Here is a 17,190-nt window from a genome sequence, read left to right on the forward strand (position 1 = left end):
ATCCTCCTATTCATTTTTTATTCTTCTGAAATTATTACAATGTTAATCATTGTTAACATTATGAATATAACCATTTGTATAGTGCCATCAAATACATCAAAATACATATGTAATGGTATTGGTATTCCTATTTGAGCCACCCAAGCAATGCCCCCTAATGCTTCATAAACTAGATCCATAATTATAGTTGCAGCAAACATATTGCCAAATAATCTTAGACTTAAAGATACTGGAAGCATAATTCTCTCCATTATATTTACAGGAAGCAATATAGGTAATGGTTTTGCATATCCAGTAAAATATTTTTTAAGGCCCGTTTTTTTAATTGTATACCCCTGTATCACTATAAATGTAATTAGCCCCATCCCTAGAGTCACACTATAATCTGTAGTAGGCGGCTTTATTCCAAATAGCCCTACCAAGTTCATTGCTAAAAGATAAATTCCTAATGTACCTATAAACGGAACAAACCCTTTAAAACTTTTACCCATAGTCTCTTCTACTGTTTTTTCCACAAATTCAATAAAAATTTCAACTATCGCTTGTCTTTTGTCTGGTATTTTTTTGAGATTTTTGTTAATAACTGCTATTAGTAAGCACAGTCCCAAAACTATTACCCATTGCGTTATTAAACTAACTGTAATTTCAAAATTGTATCCAAAAATATTTACACTAGGTAATTGTGAAATATCTCCCACGTGCTCACTTCCCTTCACACTCTTTAATATTAATTCCGTAAAGTACTAGAGAAATAAGCTGTGCACTATATCCTAATATAAACGCAATTATACCAAAATTGTTATAATTAAAAATCATTAAGCCTATTACACACACTATAATCACCCTAAAGGCAAGTCCAAAAAAAGTAATTAATCCATATTGATTTTTAAATTTATTAAAGATAAAATCAATAGATATTAAATTTAACAACAAATTAATATCTGCTAATAAGAGTCCTAACAAAAAAAATACTGCATATTTTTTATCAAAAAGATAAATTACAGTAAATCCAAAGAGTGCTATGAAAAAATTAAAAAAGTTAATTTTTTTATACATCTGTGTCGACTTAATATTCAATTTTTAATTCCCCTTCACTATTTGTTTACATTTTTAATTATAGTCCTCTAATTTTCATAAACAAAAGTCCAAATAAGTCGTTTTTTTAAAGTATATTCTCAAATAAGTTTATTAAATCGTTTAAATCATATGTTTCTTCGGAATTACTCTGTTTTAAGAAGTATTGCTATTTAACAGATGATTTATAAAACCGTTATTCATTTATCATAATATTCTGATAACCAATGCTTAAAGTTTAACAAATTTGATTCCCATTGGGTCTGAGTACATTTTATTATAAATTGTATATAGTTATACATTTACAAAAATTTTAAAACGTATATATCGCCAGAACTTTTGTTTGTTTATTTAGAACAATTGCAATATTTTTTTTAAAAAATATCATTTTTTTTATAATTCTTTTCTAATTTAGATTATTTTTATCATAAAGTGATGAAATTATGCATATAATTCTAAATATTTTAGTTCATATAAGCTTTTAAATACCTCATATGAGGGTAATAAATACAATTAGGCGCCCCTTAGACTGTTAATTCACGTATGATTTTTACTTATAACAAAACCTTCTATTTTAGACTATTATACTTGTACCCCTACAAACAAAAGTGGGTTCAAAAATTTATAATTCTTGAACCCACTTAAAAGGTATCTAGCATATACAATAACCTTATTAACACAATATTATATATATTTATTAAGATTTCTTATTAAAATAATTCAATAGCGCATCTACTATTTTAGCAGAAGCATTACCATCACCATAAGGATTAATTGAGTTACTCATGCTATTATACTCATCTAAATTTCTAAGAAGTTTACTAGCCTCACGTACAATCTCTTGTTTATCTGTTCCAACTAGCTTTACAGTACCAGCCTCCTGAGCCTCTACCCTCTCAGTAACATCTCTAAGCACTAAAACTGGTTTACCTAAATGAGGTGCCTCTTCTTGAATACCACCTGAATCAGTCATAATTAGATAACATTTTTTCATTAAATTATGCATTTCACTAGTATCTAATGGATTAAGTAAATGTATTCTATTTATACCTTTTAATATTCTATGCACCATATCCTTCACTACTGGGTTTGGGTGAACTAGATATAATACTTCTACATCACTATTTTCTTTTACTATAACTTTTAAAGCATTACATATATTTTCAATTCCACTTCCCCAATTTTCTCTTCTATGAGCCGTGACTAATATTATTTTTTTGTTTTGATAGTCAAGTGCATTTAGGTCACAATCTTCAAAAACATAATCGTCTTTGATTGTATACTTCATAGCATCTATAACTGTATTCCCTGTAACAAAAATTTTGCTCTCATCTACACCCTCTCTTAATAAATTTTCTTTAGAGGTAGTAGTAGGTGAGAAATGCAAGTCTGTAAGGACTCCAGTTAACTTTCTATTAATTTCTTCTGGGTAAGGATAAAATTTATTATGACTTCTAAGCCCAGCTTCTACATGACCAATAGGTATTTTTCTATAAAAAGCTGCAAGAGATGCCGCAAAGCTTGTAGTAGTATCTCCATGTACAAGCACTATATCAGGTTTCTCACTCTCTAGAATGTCCTCTAGTCCTTGTAGTACAGCACAAGTTATCCCTGTTAAACTTTGTTTTGATTTCATTATATTTAAATCGTATTTAGGTACAATATTAAAAATTTCTAAGACTTGATCTAATATCTCTCTATGCTGAGCAGTAACACATACCGTGCATTGTATCTGAGGAACTTTTTCTAGTTCCTTCACTAAAGGTGCCATTTTTATAGCCTCAGGTCTTGTTCCAAATATTACTATAACCTTAATAGTTTCCACCAGATACCCTCCTAACTTAATCTTTAATTCTATGTAATTTATTCTCTACGCTTAAAAATGCCATATTTCCAAGCTGTCAAAACTGATATAAACATTACTAATCCTAATAAAAAATATGCCCTTTGATTACTTATTTGCATTGCTATAATTGCAATTGCGCCCAAAAGTGCACTTATTAAATACATAATAAAAACCGCTTGTTTTTGGCTCAGTCCCATATTTAAAAGCCTATGGTGTAAATGCCCTTTATCTGCTTGCATTATAGATTGCCCATTAACTTTTCTTCTAATCATTGCAAAAAGAGTGTCATAAATAGGCAATCCAAAAATTAAAATTGGTACTACAATTACAAAGACTGTTGCAGATTTGATTGCTCCTTCAATTGAAATAGCAGCTAAAAGAAAGCCCAATAATTGGGAACCCGTGTCTCCCATAAAAATAGAAGCTGGATTTGAATTATATGGTAAAAACCCTAAAATCGCCCCACTTAATACAGCAGTTAGAAATGCCGCTTCCAATCTTCCATTAATTAAAGAAACTATCATTAAAGTAACAGCGGATATAAATGCTATTCCTGCTGCTAAACCGTCTAACCCATCTATTAAATTAAAAGCATTCGTAACACCTACAATCCATATTATCGTTATGGGGATTGCAATCCATCCTACACTTAGGTAAGGATATATTTGTTTAAACGGATTAGTTACAATTGATATATTAATTCCTGATTGCAAAAGACATATAGCTGCTATAACCTGTATTAAAATCTTATATTTAGGCCTTAAATCTTTAACATCATCTATAACTCCTCCGATAACAATTATAGTTGCTCCTATAATTATACCTGTTTGTGAGGTGGTTAAAATACCATTATATAAAACGACTCCTAAAACAAAAGCTATATATATAGCAAGCCCTCCCATAACCGGGGTAGGCTTTTTATGAATTCGCCTTTCATCTTTAGGGCTATCAATGGCATTCACCTTAATTGCTATTTTTTTAACTATAGGAGTACTAATAAAAGAAATTAGCGCTGCAATTATTGCTATAATATAAATATTACTCATAAAAAACCCTTTCCTTCATAAAAGCATTGTCTTTATTTAATAATTAATATCCGCCATCACCTTGAAGTGAGTCGTCATTTTCTATCCACTCTTCTACATATACGATATTGTATTGTGTTTCGTTATCTCTAATTATTACCTTTTCTATACCTGAATTAATTATAAATCTTTTACATAAAGAGCATGGGGATGCATTTTGAACTAATTGTCCAGTTTTTACCTCCTTGCCGATTAAGTACAGAGTCGCACCTAACATGTCATTTCTGCGAGCTGATATAATTGCATTTTGTTCTGCATGCACCGATCTACAAAGCTCATACCTTGTACCTCTTGGAACTTTTAATTCTTCTCTCCTGCACACCCCTAAATCAGAGCAATTTTTTCTTCCTCTAGGTGCTCCTGTGTATCCTGTAGAAATAATCTCATCATTCTTCACTATTATAGCTGCAAAATTTCTACGTAAACAAGTTCCTCTATTAGATATAGTTTCACATATATCCAAATAATAATTATGTTTGTCAATTCTTGACATAATTATACCTCTTATTAATATATTTTAATTATTTAGATTAAAAACCGAAAACTACAAATATAATCTACATAATCAATCAATATTATTTTACACTAAAATAATACTAATTTAAAGTATTTAATAAATTATATACAAACAAAAAAACATATATTATACAAAACTAATGCGTTTTGTATAATATATGTTTTGTATCCTACTAAAACATTCTTAAATTATTGCTCCGTTTATACTAATTGTAACCTCTTTATACGGAACTATTATTCCAGCTTCTAGCATAGCTGCCTTTACAGAACTAACAATCCCTGCACAACATGGCACTTCCATTCTAACTACAGTAATACTCTTAATATCATTATTTTTTAATATTTCAGCAATTTTCTGTTTGTAATAATCATTATCATCAAGCTTTGGACACCCTATAAGTGTTACCTTTCCTTTAATAAACTCATTATGAAAATTTCCATAAGCATAAGCAGTACAATCTGCGGCAATCAATATATCTGCACCATTTAGAAATCCAGCCTTTGAATTAGCTAATTTCAACTGTACAGGCCACTGATTTAATTCTGAAGCTACAGATAAACCTGAATCGTTATTTGTTTTAGCAGGTGCTATTTTCGCCTTAAGATTTACATTTCTTTTTATAGACTTTTCCATAGTACCAGGACACCCACAAGGTAAATCTTGCTTCTTGTTACCTTGTTCCTTCTTTGTTTCAACTGCCACTACGTCATAATCTGCTGCATCTCTTTGAATTATCTTAATAGCATCTGTAGGGCACTGCGGGAGGCAATCTCCTAGGCCATCACAATACTCATCGCTTATTAATTTGGCCTTACCATTTATTAACTCTATGGCACCTTCATGACAACCACTTATGCACAATCCGCAACCATTACATTTATTTTCATCTATACTTATAATATCTCTTTTCATTTTAACTCCTCCTAAATTTATATATATATTTTTAAAAATTTAATATCTCATTGACTGTATGTACTAAGTATATTAAAATTATTTATGATGGTATGTAACTTATGTTACCAAATTTAAAGTTTAAGGGTGATTTTATGAATAATCTAATAGATAATTTAAAACATTGCATTTTATTTAAAGACTTAACTCCCGAGGAATTAAAAAATTTATTAGCGGATATAAACTACTCCATCTACGATAATTGTAAAAACTGCGATGAATGCCGTGGCTGTATAATTGCACTAGAAGGTGATATTTGTAATTCTTTAGGAATTGTAATTCGTGGCGAACTAGAAGTACAAAAACATTACGCTAGCGGGAAAGTTGTTACACTTGCCAAATTAAATAAGGGAAAGACCTTTGGTGAAGCAATAGCTTTTTCTGAGACAAATATATACCCAGCTACTATAGTAAAATCTAAAGGTTCAATTATTCTCTACATTTCAAAAAAAGATATCTTAACTATGTGTAGTGCCTATCCTAAAGTATTAAATAATTTTATGCAACTTCTATCAAGTAAAATCCTTTTACTTAATAAAAAAATTAAAGAACTCTCTTTTGAAACCTTAAGACAAAAGATATCTAATTACTTACTATCTCAATATGAAATTCAAAATACTTTGGCCCTTGTACTTCCTGTATCTAGAAAAGTTCTTGCTGAGCATCTAGGCGTACAAAGACCATCTCTTTCAAGAGAACTTATAAATATGAAGGATGACGGATTAATAGATTTCAATAAAAACTTAGTCCAAATAAAAGATCTAGAGGGCATAGAAGACATATTGATGTAAATAAATATTTACTATGCTGTGACTTTCTTTTAACAAATATTAAATTTTACTTGATAATTATTATCCATTCATGTATACTCTTTATTATAAGGAATATAAGTTTCCTACAAAATCAGTAAATTATATTACTTAATATAATAAACACGAAGTAAATAACAAGGGAGATAACAATTAATAATTATTATCTAGCCCAGAGAACTACGAGGGGGAAATAAATATGAAAAAATTTGTTTGTACAGTATGTGGATATATACATGAAGGAGACTTCGCACCTGATGTGTGCCCAGTTTGTGGTGCAAAATCCGATAAATTCATCGAAAAAACTGATGATGATATGACTTGGGCAGATGAACATGTAATTGGAGTTGCTAAAGAAGTAAGCGAAGAGGTTCTAGAGGGACTAAGAGCTAATTTTGCCGGAGAATGTACCGAAGTTGGTATGTATTTAGCAATGAGCCGCCAAGCTGATAGAGAAGGTTTCCCTGAAGTAGCAGAAGCTTACAAGCGAATAGCTTTTGAAGAAGCAGACCACGCTTCAAAATTTGCTGAATTGCTTGGAGATGTAGTAACAGCTGATACCAAAAAGAATCTTGAAATGAGAGTTGCAGCTGAACATGGAGCTTGCCAAGGTAAAAAAGATTTAGCTACTTTAGCTAAAAAACTTAACTACGATGCAATACACGATACAGTACATGAAATGTGTAAAGACGAAGCACGTCACGGTGCAGCATTTAAGGGATTACTCAATAGATATTTCAAGTAAAATAATATAGAGTAAAAAAGCAACTTACAGATAATTTCTGTAAGTTGCTTTTAAGTTTTCATATAATAATTAACTATTTAGTTCCGAATAACCTGTCGCCAGCATCTCCAAGACCTGGTACAATATATCCTTTTTCATTTAATCTTTCATCAATTGAAGCTACATATATATCCACATCTGAATGTGCCTCTGTAATAGCCTTAAGTCCCTCTGGTGCCGCTATAAGACACATGATTTTTATGTTTATAGCACCTCTTTTCTTAAGAGCTGCAATTGCATCTATTGCAGACCCTCCTGTAGCAATCATAGGATCTGTAATAATTACATCTCTTTCGTTAATGTCCTGAGGTAATTTGCAAAAATATTCAACTGGTTGAAGTGTTTCCTCATTTCTATACATACCTATATGTCCAACCTTAGCTGCTGGTATAAGTTTTAGCATACCGTCAACCATTCCTAGCCCTGCTCTAAGTATTGGAACTATTGCCATTTTCTTTCCCGCTAAAACTTTACATTTAGTAGTGCAAATAGGTGTTTTTATTTCTATTTCTTGTGTTTGTATATCACGTGTAACTTCATAAGCCATTAGCATTGCAACTTCAGAAACCAACTCTCTAAAATCCTTTGAACCTGTATTTTCGTCTCTTATGAATGATAATTTATGTTGTATAAGTGGATGTGTAATTTGTGTTACTTTACTCATATATATTTCCTCCTAGATTTTTTATTATTTATTTAATATATTTTTTCTCGATTTCTGTGATTTTGTCAATTCTCCTTTGATGTCTATCTCCTTGAAACTTGGCATTAATAAAGGCATCTACTATATCCAGTGCTAACCCCTTGCCAATAACTCTTTCACCCATTGTAAGTATGTTAGCGTTATTATGTTCTCTAGCAGCATGAGCGCTAAAGGTATCATTACATAGCGCCGCCCTTATTCCAGGTACTTTATTAGCAGCAATGCCTATCCCTATTCCTGTGCCACATATAAGTATACCTAATTCGTAATTATCTGCCACTACCTCTTGTGCTACTTTTAGTGCATAATCTGGATAATCACAAGATTCTTCAGTATAAGTTCCAAAATCTTTTATCTGTACGTTTTTACTCTCTAAATGCATAATTATCTCTTTTTTTAAGTTTAATCCACCATGGTCGCTACCTAATGCAATTTTCATTATAAAACACCTCCGAAATAAATTTCCTTATAGAAAGCTACATATTACAAAAAAAGAAGACATTGGTATTTAAATAATCATTTAAATACCATTATCTTCCTCGTTTTATGGATAATACGAATAAATTGTTATTTAATTCTTCAAATTCTTTTAAATAATGCGAAAAATCTTTATCATACAATATGTTCATAATCATCCTCCTTGTATTCTATAAAGTATAAATTGTCATCTACCTACACATAAGTTATATCAAAACCTGCGGATTTCTTAAGCCTATTCATTATAGCAACACCTATGCCTTTTTCTTCAAAGGCTTCTGATAGTATTAAATCTACCTCTGTAGCATCAAAGCCTCTTAAAACTTCGAAAAGGTTTCTGCCCACATTACCAAGCTGATTTCTACTACCTAAAGAAACAACCGTTCCATAAGGATATTTATCTTTAGTTTCATCCGTTGCCATGATGCCTATTTTTTTGTTGCCCATACTATTCTGCACTATTTCATTGATTTTTGCAACAGTTTTTTCTAAATCTCCACATATAATTTTCACTGGAGCTTTTGGAGCATAATGTCTATACTTCATACCAGGCGCCTTAGGAACATAATCACTCTTTGGTTTAGACATTATATTTTTATCAATATATATTTTATGGTCTATTTCTCTTAGCATCTCAATAGTTATAGCTCCTGGTCTTAATATGCATAATGGAGTACAGGTACAATCAACTATTGTTGACTCAAGCCCTACTTCACTTTTGCTCCCTCCTAAAATATACTCTATCTTTCCACTTAGATCCTCAATACAACTTTCTACATCAGTTGGACTAGGTTTACCAGATATATTAGCTGACGGAGCTGCAATAGGCGTTCCCGCTGCTTCAATAAGTTTCCTTGCAATAATGTTTGAGGGCATGCGTATACCTACAGTACGGAGTCCCGCACTTGTAGTTTCAGGAATTAAATCCGACTTATTAAAAATAAGTGTTATTGGCCCAGGCCAGTACCTATTCATTATTTGCTTAGCTAAATGCGGTATTTCTTTAACTAATGGACCTATATTAAAATCAGCCACATGAACGATAAGAGGGTTATCTTGCGGTCTACCCTTAGCCTTAAAAATCTTCTCAACAGCTATTTTATCTAAAGCATTAGCTCCAAGGCCATAAACCGTTTCAGTAGGAAACACAACTAACCCTCCTTCATTAATAACACGTCCTGCCTCATTAATTATATTTTGTTCAATATTATTTTCATCTAAAATTACAATCTTTGTATTCATCCTCACACCTCTTAATTAAATCGCATTAGTCATTATGAGCCCTAGTATTATGCCTAAAAGAATACCCAACGTACTTGTAGTTCCTGACCAAAGTTTTTTAGACTGTGGAACCATCTCTCCGTAAATCACATATAACATAACTCCAGACGCAAAAGCTAAAGCGTTTCCTAATATTTCCATAGATATACTGCCAATATGAATCCCCATCCAAGCACCAATTGCAGTAGGAAGTGCCGTTAAAAAAGCATAAAATAATATTTTTCTACTCTTTGCCCCGGTCAGCATTAAAGGTGCTGCAACTGCTAATCCTTCGGGTATATCATGTATTGCAATTATCACACTCATTTTAAGGCCTAAACTTTCTCCATTAACAAATCCAAATCCCATTATAAGCCCTTCCGGAAAATTATGAAGCATTATTCCTATAGCAACCATAAATGCAACCTTTGTATACTCAGAATTTACGTTTTGGCTTAAGCTGCCGATTCTATCTATTATCACAACAATAACAATACCTAGAACTAAAAAAAATAAAGTTCTTAAAAATCCTGTTTTATCCGTTGCCTCCGGAATAAGTTCAAAAACTACTATAGAAAGCATAAGTCCTGATGCAAATCCTATAGTATTTCCTAAAAATTTTCGGGAAGGTTTCTTCATAACTACACCTAAAAATGCACCGAGCATTGTTCCTATAAGTGCTATTATCCCAGTAAATAAGATTATTAAAATAATTGTACTTTCCAAATTTCTCCCCCCACTTCTATATGAAAATAAGCATAGAAGCATTTATGCACTATACTTATCTCTATATATATTAATCTTATTTATGCTCGCGAGGGTTTATGCTGTATTCTCTATATTCTTTAATTCTCTCTATAGCATCATCCGAAAAAAATGCTCCAACACATGATTTATATATTTCATCTAATAAATTATATTTCTTAAATCCGCCATTACTAATAGTAACATAGTAATATTCTTGATCTAGATCTGAAATTTTAATCTTATTATACATTTGAGCCACATAAGGATATTTTCGTAAAAATTTTAAATCTATAGGGATAATCTTTTTATTTCTAAATCTAGATTTTGTTATTATAATAATTTCTAAATTCCTATCTTGATTTATAGTGTGAACTAAAGCAACTTTATTACATATAATAATAAATTTAGCCTTTGCAATTCCACACCATATACTTATCTTGTAGCCCTCAAATTTAAATTCGATAAATTCTTCATTAAGCCTTAAAAGTATAACAAACGTAATCATAAGCTCGATGCAAACTAAATATATCACAAAGAAAATATTAATAATCTTTGATATTATTAATATGATCGGTAATAAAACAAAAATAAAGCACATTGATAGCATAAAACGTTTATAAGTTTTCCTTTGCTTTCTAATGGCTTTATTTATATTCATAACTTCACCCTTCATTTATATTAATGCATATTTATATAATGACTATTGATCATTATTACCCATAGATTTCATCTTTTCTGCTTGGTCAGCGGTTATTAGTGTATTTAGCATTTCATCTATATCTCCATCAAGAAAATCCTCTAATCTATATAGAGTTAGCCCTATTCTATGATCTGTTACTCTTCCTTGGGGGTAGTTGTAAGTTCTTATTCTCTCACTTCTATCTCCTGTACCTACTTGACTCTTTCGATCTTCAGCTATTCCTGCAGATCTTTCAGCCTCAGCTTTATTAAATAATCTAGATTTTAGTATGATCAAAGCCTTAGCCTTATTCTTTAACTGAGATTTTTCATCCTGGCAAGAAACTACAATCCCTGTAGGTAAATGTGTCATTCTAACAGCAGAATCCGTTGTGTTAACACACTGACCTCCATTTCCAGATGCTCTAAATACATCTATTTTTAGATCAATAGCATTAACTTCAATATCTACGTCATCAACCTCTGGTAAAACAGCTACCGTAGCCGTAGATGTATGAATTCTTCCACTTGACTCCGTGTCTGGAACTCTTTGGACTCTATGAACTCCGCTTTCATATTTAAATTTACTATAGGTAGATTCGCCTCTTATCATAAATACTATTTCTTTGAATCCGCCGATGTCAGTTTCATTAGCACTCATCACTTCAACTTTCCAATTATTACGCTCTGCATATCTTGTGTACATCCTAAATAGATTTGCTGCAAAAAGTGCTGCTTCATCTCCACCTGCACCTCCTCTAATTTCCACAAATACATTTCTTGCATCATTTGGGTCCTTAGGTAAAAGTAAAACTCGAATTTCTTCTTCTACAGTTTCTTTAATTTCATTTAATTCTTTAATTTCAGCTTGAATCATATCTTTCATTTCTCTATCAGTTTCTTCTCTAAGCATTTCTTTATTTGTATCTATATCTTCTTTAGCTTTTTTATATATTCTATATTTCATAACAAGTATTTCTACTTCAGCCTGCTCTTTAATTAGTTTTTGCCATTCCTTTTGATTAGCAATAACTAAAGGGTCGCTAATTTTCATATTAAGTTCATCATATTTATTTTCTGTAAACTCTAGTCTATCTAACATTTTTATCACTCCGTATATATATTTTCACATTATCTATTTTATCACATTTATTAGCAATATACAAATTGAAATTAAAGCGCCTTATTCAGGTAAAGTTGCACTAACAACTCTATCATTTCCCGATAAATCTTTGATACATTCTACTTCCTTAAATCCTGACTTTAATAGTATTCTCATAACCTGATCCTTTTGATCATATCCTATTTCAAAAGCTAAAAGCCCACCTTTTTCTAAGACCTGTAAACTTTGCTTTGTAATCCTTCTGTAAAAATCCAAACCGTCCTCCCCACCACTAAGGGCTAAATACGGTTCATAATCCTTTACATCTTCCATAAGAGAGGGTATAATCTCATCCCTTATGTAAGGAGGATTAGAGACTACGACTTGGAACTTCTTATTCTCATCTATAGCCACTTGCAATAAATCACTAAACTCCGCGTGGACTCTTTTAGACAAATCAAATCTTTCTATATTTGATTTTGAAAGAGCTACTGCTTCCTTGGATATATCATACAGCGTTACCTTAGCTCCTTTAACAAATTCAGCTATAGCTATACCAATAGCACCACTTCCGCTACAAACGTCGCAAACCTCAGTATAAGCCCTCTTATTTATGTGTTCAATAACACCTTCGACTAAAATTTCCGTATCAGGTCTTGGTATTAAAACTCCGGGCCTTACAATGAAATTCATACCCATAAATTCACAATCTCCAAGAATATATTTTACAGGCATCTTATTTTTTCTTAGATTAATTAACCTTATAAATTCATTTTCCTGATTTGGATTAAGTTCAAAACTTCTATTAATCATTATGAATAATTTATCCACATTTAAAACTTTGGAAAGTAAAAGCTGCGAATCTAATATATAACTTTCAATCCCAACTTTTTTTAATATTCCATAGGATTCAATGAGTATTTCTCCTATATTCATTATACTTCAATACCTTCCGCTACTTTAAGCGCTTTTATCGCCACCTCAAGTTGTGACAAATCCGGTTCTCTTGTAGTTAGATTTTGTAATTTGAGCCCTGGGTAAGAAAGGATTCCAGCTAAACTTCCACTGCTTTTTCCCATCCATTTAATAATTTCATAACTTACTCCTGAAATTACAGGAAGAAGTACAATCCTATATATTATTCTCTCCCCAATTGAATTCCAACCTGTTAAAGAAAACACTATTATACTAACTATCATTACTAAAAATAAAAAATTCGTACCGCATCTTGGATGTAACCTACCAAACTTAGCTGCATTCTCTGGTGTTAATTCCATATCACTTTCATAACAAAATATGGTTTTATGTTCAGCACCATGATACTCAAACACTCTTTTAATATCTTCCATTTTTCCTATTAGATACACATACGCAAGAAATATCGTGACTCTAATAATTCCTTCTACAATATTCAAAGTCATTACACTTGCACCAATTTTGCTGAAAACACTAGCTACGAAAGTTGGCAAAACAAAAAATAATCCTATTGATATAATAAGTGAAAGGGCAAGAGATATCCCCATAATCACATCATTACTTTTCTCTTTAAATATTTTTTTTAACCATTTATCTAGTTTTGAAGGTTCTTCTTCCTCTTCGAAAAAAGAGGCTGAATAGTTTAAAGTTTGTACACCTATAATTAGTGATTCAATTAACGAAATGAATCCTCTTATTATTGGGAGTCCCAAAACTTTATTCTTTTTAGTGTAAGATATATAATCCTTTTTTTCCACTACAATTTCTCCCCCTGCAGTTCTAACTGCAGTGGCAATTCCCTTACTCCCTCTCATCATAACTCCTTCAATTACTGCCTGACCTCCAACATTTACATTTCTAGCCATAATTACACCCCTTCCCTAGGAACAATGTGACACTTTCTACATCTAGCTTCATAGGATTCTGTAGCCCCAATTAACACAATCCGGTCCTCATACTTAGCTGGTTTTCCATTAATTAAACGCTGAGTTCTAGTAGCTGGATTACCACATACTACACAAATAGCTTGGATTTTATCAACAAATTCAGCTGTAGCTAAGAGGGCAGGTATCGGCCCAAAAGGTACTCCCCTAAAATCCATATCAAGTCCTGCACAAATAACTCGTTTATTATTATCAGCTAAAATAGTAATTATATCAATTATTCCTAAATCAAAAAATTGAACCTCATCAATGGCAACAACTTGTGTATCCTCATCTATAAGATTTAATATCTCTGCACTATCTTTAACCGGAACCGCTTCTTCCTTAACTCCACAATGAGAAACCACATCTTCCTTGCTAAATCTAATATCAATTTTCGGTTTAAAAACTTGTACCTTTTGTTTTGCAATTTTAGTTCTTCTTATCCTACGTATTAGTTCCTCAGATTTCCCACTATACATAGGTCCTACAATAACTTCCACCCAGCCATGATTTTTTGGTCCGTACATAACTTTACCTCCAATTTGTTAATCCTTCTTTTAAAAAGTTAAAAGTAAGACTTTAAATACGCATATAATTTTAAAAAAAATTTCCACACACCTTATTACCCAACAAAAAACTTGAGCATATACATTTTATCAAATATATACAATATATAAAAGTAAAAATTAATTTTATTATTGTTGACTTAATTATTCATTCTATGATAAAATTGAATAGTTGACAATACGGATATACATTTTTTTTAGAAAGAGGTGAAAAATATGCAAGAAGGAATACATCCAGAATACCATAATGATACAGTTGTTAAATGTGCATGTGGAAACACTTTTATTACAGGATCTACTAAACAAGAACTTAAAGTAGACGTATGTTCTAAATGTCATCCATTCTACACTGGAAAGCAAAAGAATATTGATGCTGGTGGAAGAGTTGATAGATTTATGAAAAAATTCAACCTTAAAAATGACGATATCGAATAATATATTAATGGAAAAGATTTAATTATCTTTTCCATTTTTTAATTTATAGAAGTAATTTTAAAATACCAATAAATAATTAACAATATGTACTTTAAATTATTTTATCTAGCTAATACTTCAAAATTCTTATTTATCATTTCAATAAATTCTTTATTACTTTTAGTTGTAGCTAATAAATTTAGGAGTTTCTCTGTTACACCCATAGCATTACCTTCTCTATACATAATCTTTCTTAAATTATATATTGTTTCCATTTCAATTTTAGTAAGCAATAGATCTTCTCTTCTTGTTCCTGATTTATAAATATCAACAGCAGGGAATATTCTTTTTTCTTGAAGTTTTCTATCTAAGTGAACTTCCATATTACCCGTCCCCTTAAATTCTTCAAAAATCATATCATCCATTCTACTTCCCGTATCTACCAAAGCAGTCGCAAGTATTGTTAAACTTCCACCTTCTTCAATATTTCTAGCAGCTCCAAAAAATTTCTTTGGCATTAAAATTGCACTAGGATCGAGTCCACCGGATAGTGTTCTTCCTGAAGGTGTTACCGTTAAATTATAGGCTCTAGAAAGTCTAGTTAAACTATCTAATAGAATAATTACATCCTGACCTTGTTCAACCATTCTTTTAGCTCTTTCAAGTACCATATAAGCTACTTTTGTATGATGATCTGGTTCTTCATCAAAAGTTGAATAGATAACTTCGCCTTTGATAGATCTTTGCATATCAGTAACTTCTTCTGGTCTCTCATCTATTAACACAACAATTAATTTTACTTCTGGGTGATTTACAGAGATACTATTAGCGATTTTTTTAAGAAGTGTTGTTTTTCCTGCCTTGGGCGGTGCCACAATTATGCCTCTTTGACCTTTACCTATAGGTGAAATAATGTCCATAATTCTTGTAGATAAATCACCGGGACCAGTTTCTAGTGCCAATCTTTGAGTTGGGTAAATAGGCGTTAGCCTTTCAAAAGGTCTTCTACCAACAGCTCTTTCTGGATTTTCACCATTTACTGCCTGTACATACAATAAGGCTTTGAATTTTTCGCCTTCCTTAGGTGTTCTAACTTTACCTTCTACTTCATCTCCAGTTTGCAAATTAAATCTTCTAATTTGAGATGGCGAAACATAAATATCATCCTGACCTGATAAATAGTTATTTCCTCTTAAAAACCCATAACTATTATTTTCAATTATTTCTAGAACCCCTCTTGCTGCCCCTGATTCATTTATCATTTCTTGCAGTTTCTCTTTTTTATTTTCATTTTGATTCTTAAAACCAGTATCTACGTCTGCACTAGGAGTTTTCACTTTTTGAATTTCTTCTTTTTGAATTGATTTATTCGGAATTTGTTCTTCTGAATTTTCCATGGTATTAGTTTGGACTGTAGAAGTGATTTTAGGGCTTATTTTTTCTCTTAGAAGAACTCCATCCCTTTGCAATGATATGGGAGTTATCTTCTTTATTTCCTGAATTAATTCTGTTTTTTTAAGCTTGGAAATGTTTTTAACGCCAAGCTCTTTACAATGTTCTCGTAGCTCAACTACTGTCATGGTATCAACATCTTTATTTATCAAAAATCTGCACCTCCGAAGGGTATTTTATATAATATCTATTTAATAAATATCATGGGAATTTAAAAACGTATTTACTATCCAATGAATTTTTTTGAAATGATATACTATTTTAATTATATCCTATTTCATAATTTTAATCCACTATATTAAAAATGCACATAAACCACTAAAAGTTTATGTGCATTTTATAACCTATTACATTTATTTTATATCATAGCATAAATTTTTTCTATAGTCTTTCTATGTTCATTTACTTTTTCTATAACCTTTCGGTTCTTTCCAATAAAGAATATAGGTAAGGCTAGTTGCTCGCATCCCCCTATGACCATATCTCTTTTAAGAAGCTCCTTAATATTATAATGATAAGAATGCTCTTCACCACATAGTGAGCACTTAACCTTAATTACTATTTCGTTACCTTTGTTAACCTTAAGGTTTAAAGATGGAAATCTAGTATTAATACTCTCTAATTCAAATATTGTAAGTTCACAAACCTTATATCGACCATTAGAATCCTTTAAAGCCATAGCAATATTAGTATCAAATATCAATTACCCCACCTCCATATTATTATAAATTAATAAAATCAAAAGTATTAATTTATTAAAGTGTTTTATATTTAATTCTATATATTTTATGAAATTCCTTCTAAATTAGACTTTAAATTTACGG

At 31.2% G+C, this 17,190-nt stretch carries 20 protein-coding genes; 3 read left to right on the plus strand and 17 right to left on the minus strand.

Annotation, left to right across the window (positions count from 1 at the left end):
• Positions 1–17: 17 nt before the first annotated feature.
• The 6 genes from JJD95_RS03205 to JJD95_RS03230 all read right to left on the minus strand — a co-directional run bounded on the left by JJD95_RS03205 (position 18) and on the right by JJD95_RS03230 (position 5,434).
• A complete protein-coding gene (locus JJD95_RS03205; protein WP_291640290.1) occupies positions 18–698 on the minus strand; it encodes a F0F1 ATP synthase subunit A in 681 nt (226 codons plus the stop codon).
• A 4-nt stretch (positions 699–702) separates the two neighbouring features.
• Entirely contained in the window at positions 703–1,077 is a 375-nt protein-coding gene (locus JJD95_RS03210; RefSeq protein ID WP_291640292.1) for an ATP synthase subunit I, read from the minus strand.
• A 694-nt stretch (positions 1,078–1,771) separates the two neighbouring features.
• Entirely contained in the window at positions 1,772–2,899 is a 1,128-nt protein-coding gene (gene wecB, locus JJD95_RS03215) for a non-hydrolyzing UDP-N-acetylglucosamine 2-epimerase (RefSeq protein WP_291640294.1), read from the minus strand.
• 38 nt (positions 2,900–2,937) lie between these two features.
• On the minus strand, positions 2,938–3,966 hold the full coding sequence (locus JJD95_RS03220) for a glycosyltransferase family 4 protein (protein ID WP_291640296.1): 1,029 nt from the start codon (positions 3,964–3,966) through the stop codon (positions 2,938–2,940).
• Positions 3,967–4,009: 43 nt separating this feature from the next.
• Positions 4,010–4,498, minus strand: coding sequence for a dCMP deaminase family protein (locus JJD95_RS03225; protein ID WP_291640298.1), 489 nt, complete (start codon positions 4,496–4,498; stop codon positions 4,010–4,012).
• A gap of 207 nt (positions 4,499–4,705) precedes the next feature.
• Complete coding sequence (locus tag JJD95_RS03230) at positions 4,706–5,434, minus strand: ATP-binding protein (RefSeq protein ID WP_291640300.1); 729 nt, start codon at positions 5,432–5,434, stop codon at positions 4,706–4,708.
• Positions 5,435–5,568: 134 nt separating this feature from the next.
• On the opposite strand from JJD95_RS03230, the gene JJD95_RS03235 reads away from it, so the two are divergent.
• Complete coding sequence (locus JJD95_RS03235) at positions 5,569–6,264, plus strand: Crp/Fnr family transcriptional regulator (RefSeq protein ID WP_291640302.1); 696 nt, start codon at positions 5,569–5,571, stop codon at positions 6,262–6,264.
• Between the two features lie 217 nt (positions 6,265–6,481).
• A complete protein-coding gene (locus JJD95_RS03240; RefSeq protein ID WP_291640304.1) occupies positions 6,482–7,027 on the plus strand; it encodes an NADH peroxidase in 546 nt (181 codons plus the stop codon).
• 73 nt (positions 7,028–7,100) lie between these two features.
• Here the strand turns inward: JJD95_RS03240 and upp are convergent, their stop codons facing one another.
• From upp to JJD95_RS03285, 9 genes are all read right to left on the minus strand, one after another.
• On the minus strand, positions 7,101–7,730 hold the full coding sequence (gene upp / locus JJD95_RS03245; protein WP_291640306.1) for a uracil phosphoribosyltransferase: 630 nt from the start codon (positions 7,728–7,730) through the stop codon (positions 7,101–7,103).
• A 28-nt stretch (positions 7,731–7,758) separates the two neighbouring features.
• Positions 7,759–8,208 (minus strand): ribose 5-phosphate isomerase B, encoded by a 450-nt coding sequence (gene rpiB, locus JJD95_RS03250; RefSeq protein WP_291640307.1) that lies wholly within the window; start codon positions 8,206–8,208, stop codon positions 7,759–7,761.
• A gap of 233 nt (positions 8,209–8,441) precedes the next feature.
• Positions 8,442–9,488, minus strand: coding sequence for an L-threonylcarbamoyladenylate synthase (locus JJD95_RS03255; RefSeq protein WP_291640309.1), 1,047 nt, complete (start codon positions 9,486–9,488; stop codon positions 8,442–8,444).
• Between the two features lie 15 nt (positions 9,489–9,503).
• Entirely contained in the window at positions 9,504–10,232 is a 729-nt protein-coding gene (locus JJD95_RS03260; protein ID WP_291640311.1) for a ZIP family metal transporter, read from the minus strand.
• Between the two features lie 76 nt (positions 10,233–10,308).
• On the minus strand, positions 10,309–10,911 hold the full coding sequence (locus tag JJD95_RS03265; RefSeq protein WP_291640313.1) for a hypothetical protein: 603 nt from the start codon (positions 10,909–10,911) through the stop codon (positions 10,309–10,311).
• A gap of 42 nt (positions 10,912–10,953) precedes the next feature.
• Positions 10,954–12,033 carry a peptide chain release factor 1 gene (gene prfA / locus JJD95_RS03270; RefSeq protein ID WP_291640315.1) on the minus strand — a complete coding sequence of 360 codons (1,080 nt, stop codon included), beginning with the start codon at positions 12,031–12,033 and terminating at the stop codon, positions 10,954–10,956.
• Between the two features lie 81 nt (positions 12,034–12,114).
• Positions 12,115–12,969 carry a peptide chain release factor N(5)-glutamine methyltransferase gene (prmC, locus tag JJD95_RS03275; RefSeq protein WP_291640317.1) on the minus strand — a complete coding sequence of 285 codons (855 nt, stop codon included), beginning with the start codon at positions 12,967–12,969 and terminating at the stop codon, positions 12,115–12,117.
• A complete protein-coding gene (locus JJD95_RS03280) occupies positions 12,969–13,874 on the minus strand; it encodes a DUF1385 domain-containing protein (protein WP_291640320.1) in 906 nt (301 codons plus the stop codon). Before JJD95_RS03280 ends, prmC begins: the two co-directional genes overlap by 1 nt.
• Before the next feature lie 2 nt (positions 13,875–13,876).
• The gene (locus tag JJD95_RS03285) at positions 13,877–14,461 is read right to left on the minus strand and encodes a thymidine kinase (RefSeq protein ID WP_291640322.1); all 585 of its coding nucleotides are present in this window, start codon (positions 14,459–14,461) and stop codon (positions 13,877–13,879) included.
• 255 nt (positions 14,462–14,716) lie between these two features.
• Here JJD95_RS03285 and rpmE point away from each other — a divergent pair, with 255 nt between their 5' ends.
• The gene (gene rpmE, locus JJD95_RS03290) at positions 14,717–14,935 is read left to right on the plus strand and encodes a 50S ribosomal protein L31 (RefSeq protein ID WP_291640324.1); all 219 of its coding nucleotides are present in this window, start codon (positions 14,717–14,719) and stop codon (positions 14,933–14,935) included.
• Between the two features lie 101 nt (positions 14,936–15,036).
• Here rpmE and rho read toward each other — a convergent pair whose 3' ends face one another.
• Together rho and JJD95_RS03300 are read right to left on the minus strand one after the other, a co-directional pair.
• On the minus strand, positions 15,037–16,518 hold the full coding sequence (rho, locus tag JJD95_RS03295) for a transcription termination factor Rho (RefSeq protein ID WP_291640326.1): 1,482 nt from the start codon (positions 16,516–16,518) through the stop codon (positions 15,037–15,039).
• Positions 16,519–16,724: 206 nt separating this feature from the next.
• Positions 16,725–17,069 (minus strand): hypothetical protein, encoded by a 345-nt coding sequence (locus JJD95_RS03300; protein WP_291640328.1) that lies wholly within the window; start codon positions 17,067–17,069, stop codon positions 16,725–16,727.
• Between the last annotated feature and the right edge of the window lie 121 nt (positions 17,070–17,190).

Source organism: Clostridium sp., from assembly GCF_016650035.1.
Classification (GTDB): Bacteria; Bacillota; Clostridia; order Clostridiales; family Clostridiaceae; genus Clostridium_AD.

Coding starts and splice junctions, on each gene's coding strand:
- JJD95_RS03220 (WP_291640296.1), bottom strand. CDS start 3,966: ATGAGTAATATTTATATTATAGCAATAATTGCAGCGCTAATTTCTTTT.
- JJD95_RS03225 (WP_291640298.1), bottom strand. CDS start 4,498: ATGTCAAGAATTGACAAACATAATTATTATTTGGATATATGTGAAACT.
- JJD95_RS03230 (WP_291640300.1), bottom strand. CDS start 5,434: ATGAAAAGAGATATTATAAGTATAGATGAAAATAAATGTAATGGTTGC.
- JJD95_RS03235 (WP_291640302.1), top strand. CDS start 5,569: ATGAATAATCTAATAGATAATTTAAAACATTGCATTTTATTTAAAGAC.
- JJD95_RS03240 (WP_291640304.1), top strand. CDS start 6,482: ATGAAAAAATTTGTTTGTACAGTATGTGGATATATACATGAAGGAGAC.
- upp (WP_291640306.1), bottom strand. CDS start 7,730: ATGAGTAAAGTAACACAAATTACACATCCACTTATACAACATAAATTA.
- rpiB (WP_291640307.1), bottom strand. CDS start 8,208: ATGAAAATTGCATTAGGTAGCGACCATGGTGGATTAAACTTAAAAAAA.
- JJD95_RS03255 (WP_291640309.1), bottom strand. CDS start 9,488: ATGAATACAAAGATTGTAATTTTAGATGAAAATAATATTGAACAAAAT.
- JJD95_RS03265 (WP_291640313.1), bottom strand. CDS start 10,911: ATGAATATAAATAAAGCCATTAGAAAGCAAAGGAAAACTTATAAACGT.
- prfA (WP_291640315.1), bottom strand. CDS start 12,033: ATGTTAGATAGACTAGAGTTTACAGAAAATAAATATGATGAACTTAAT.
- prmC (WP_291640317.1), bottom strand. CDS start 12,969: ATGAATATAGGAGAAATACTCATTGAATCCTATGGAATATTAAAAAAA.
- JJD95_RS03280 (WP_291640320.1), bottom strand. CDS start 13,874: ATGGCTAGAAATGTAAATGTTGGAGGTCAGGCAGTAATTGAAGGAGTT.
- JJD95_RS03285 (WP_291640322.1), bottom strand. CDS start 14,461: ATGTACGGACCAAAAAATCATGGCTGGGTGGAAGTTATTGTAGGACCT.
- rpmE (WP_291640324.1), top strand. CDS start 14,717: ATGCAAGAAGGAATACATCCAGAATACCATAATGATACAGTTGTTAAA.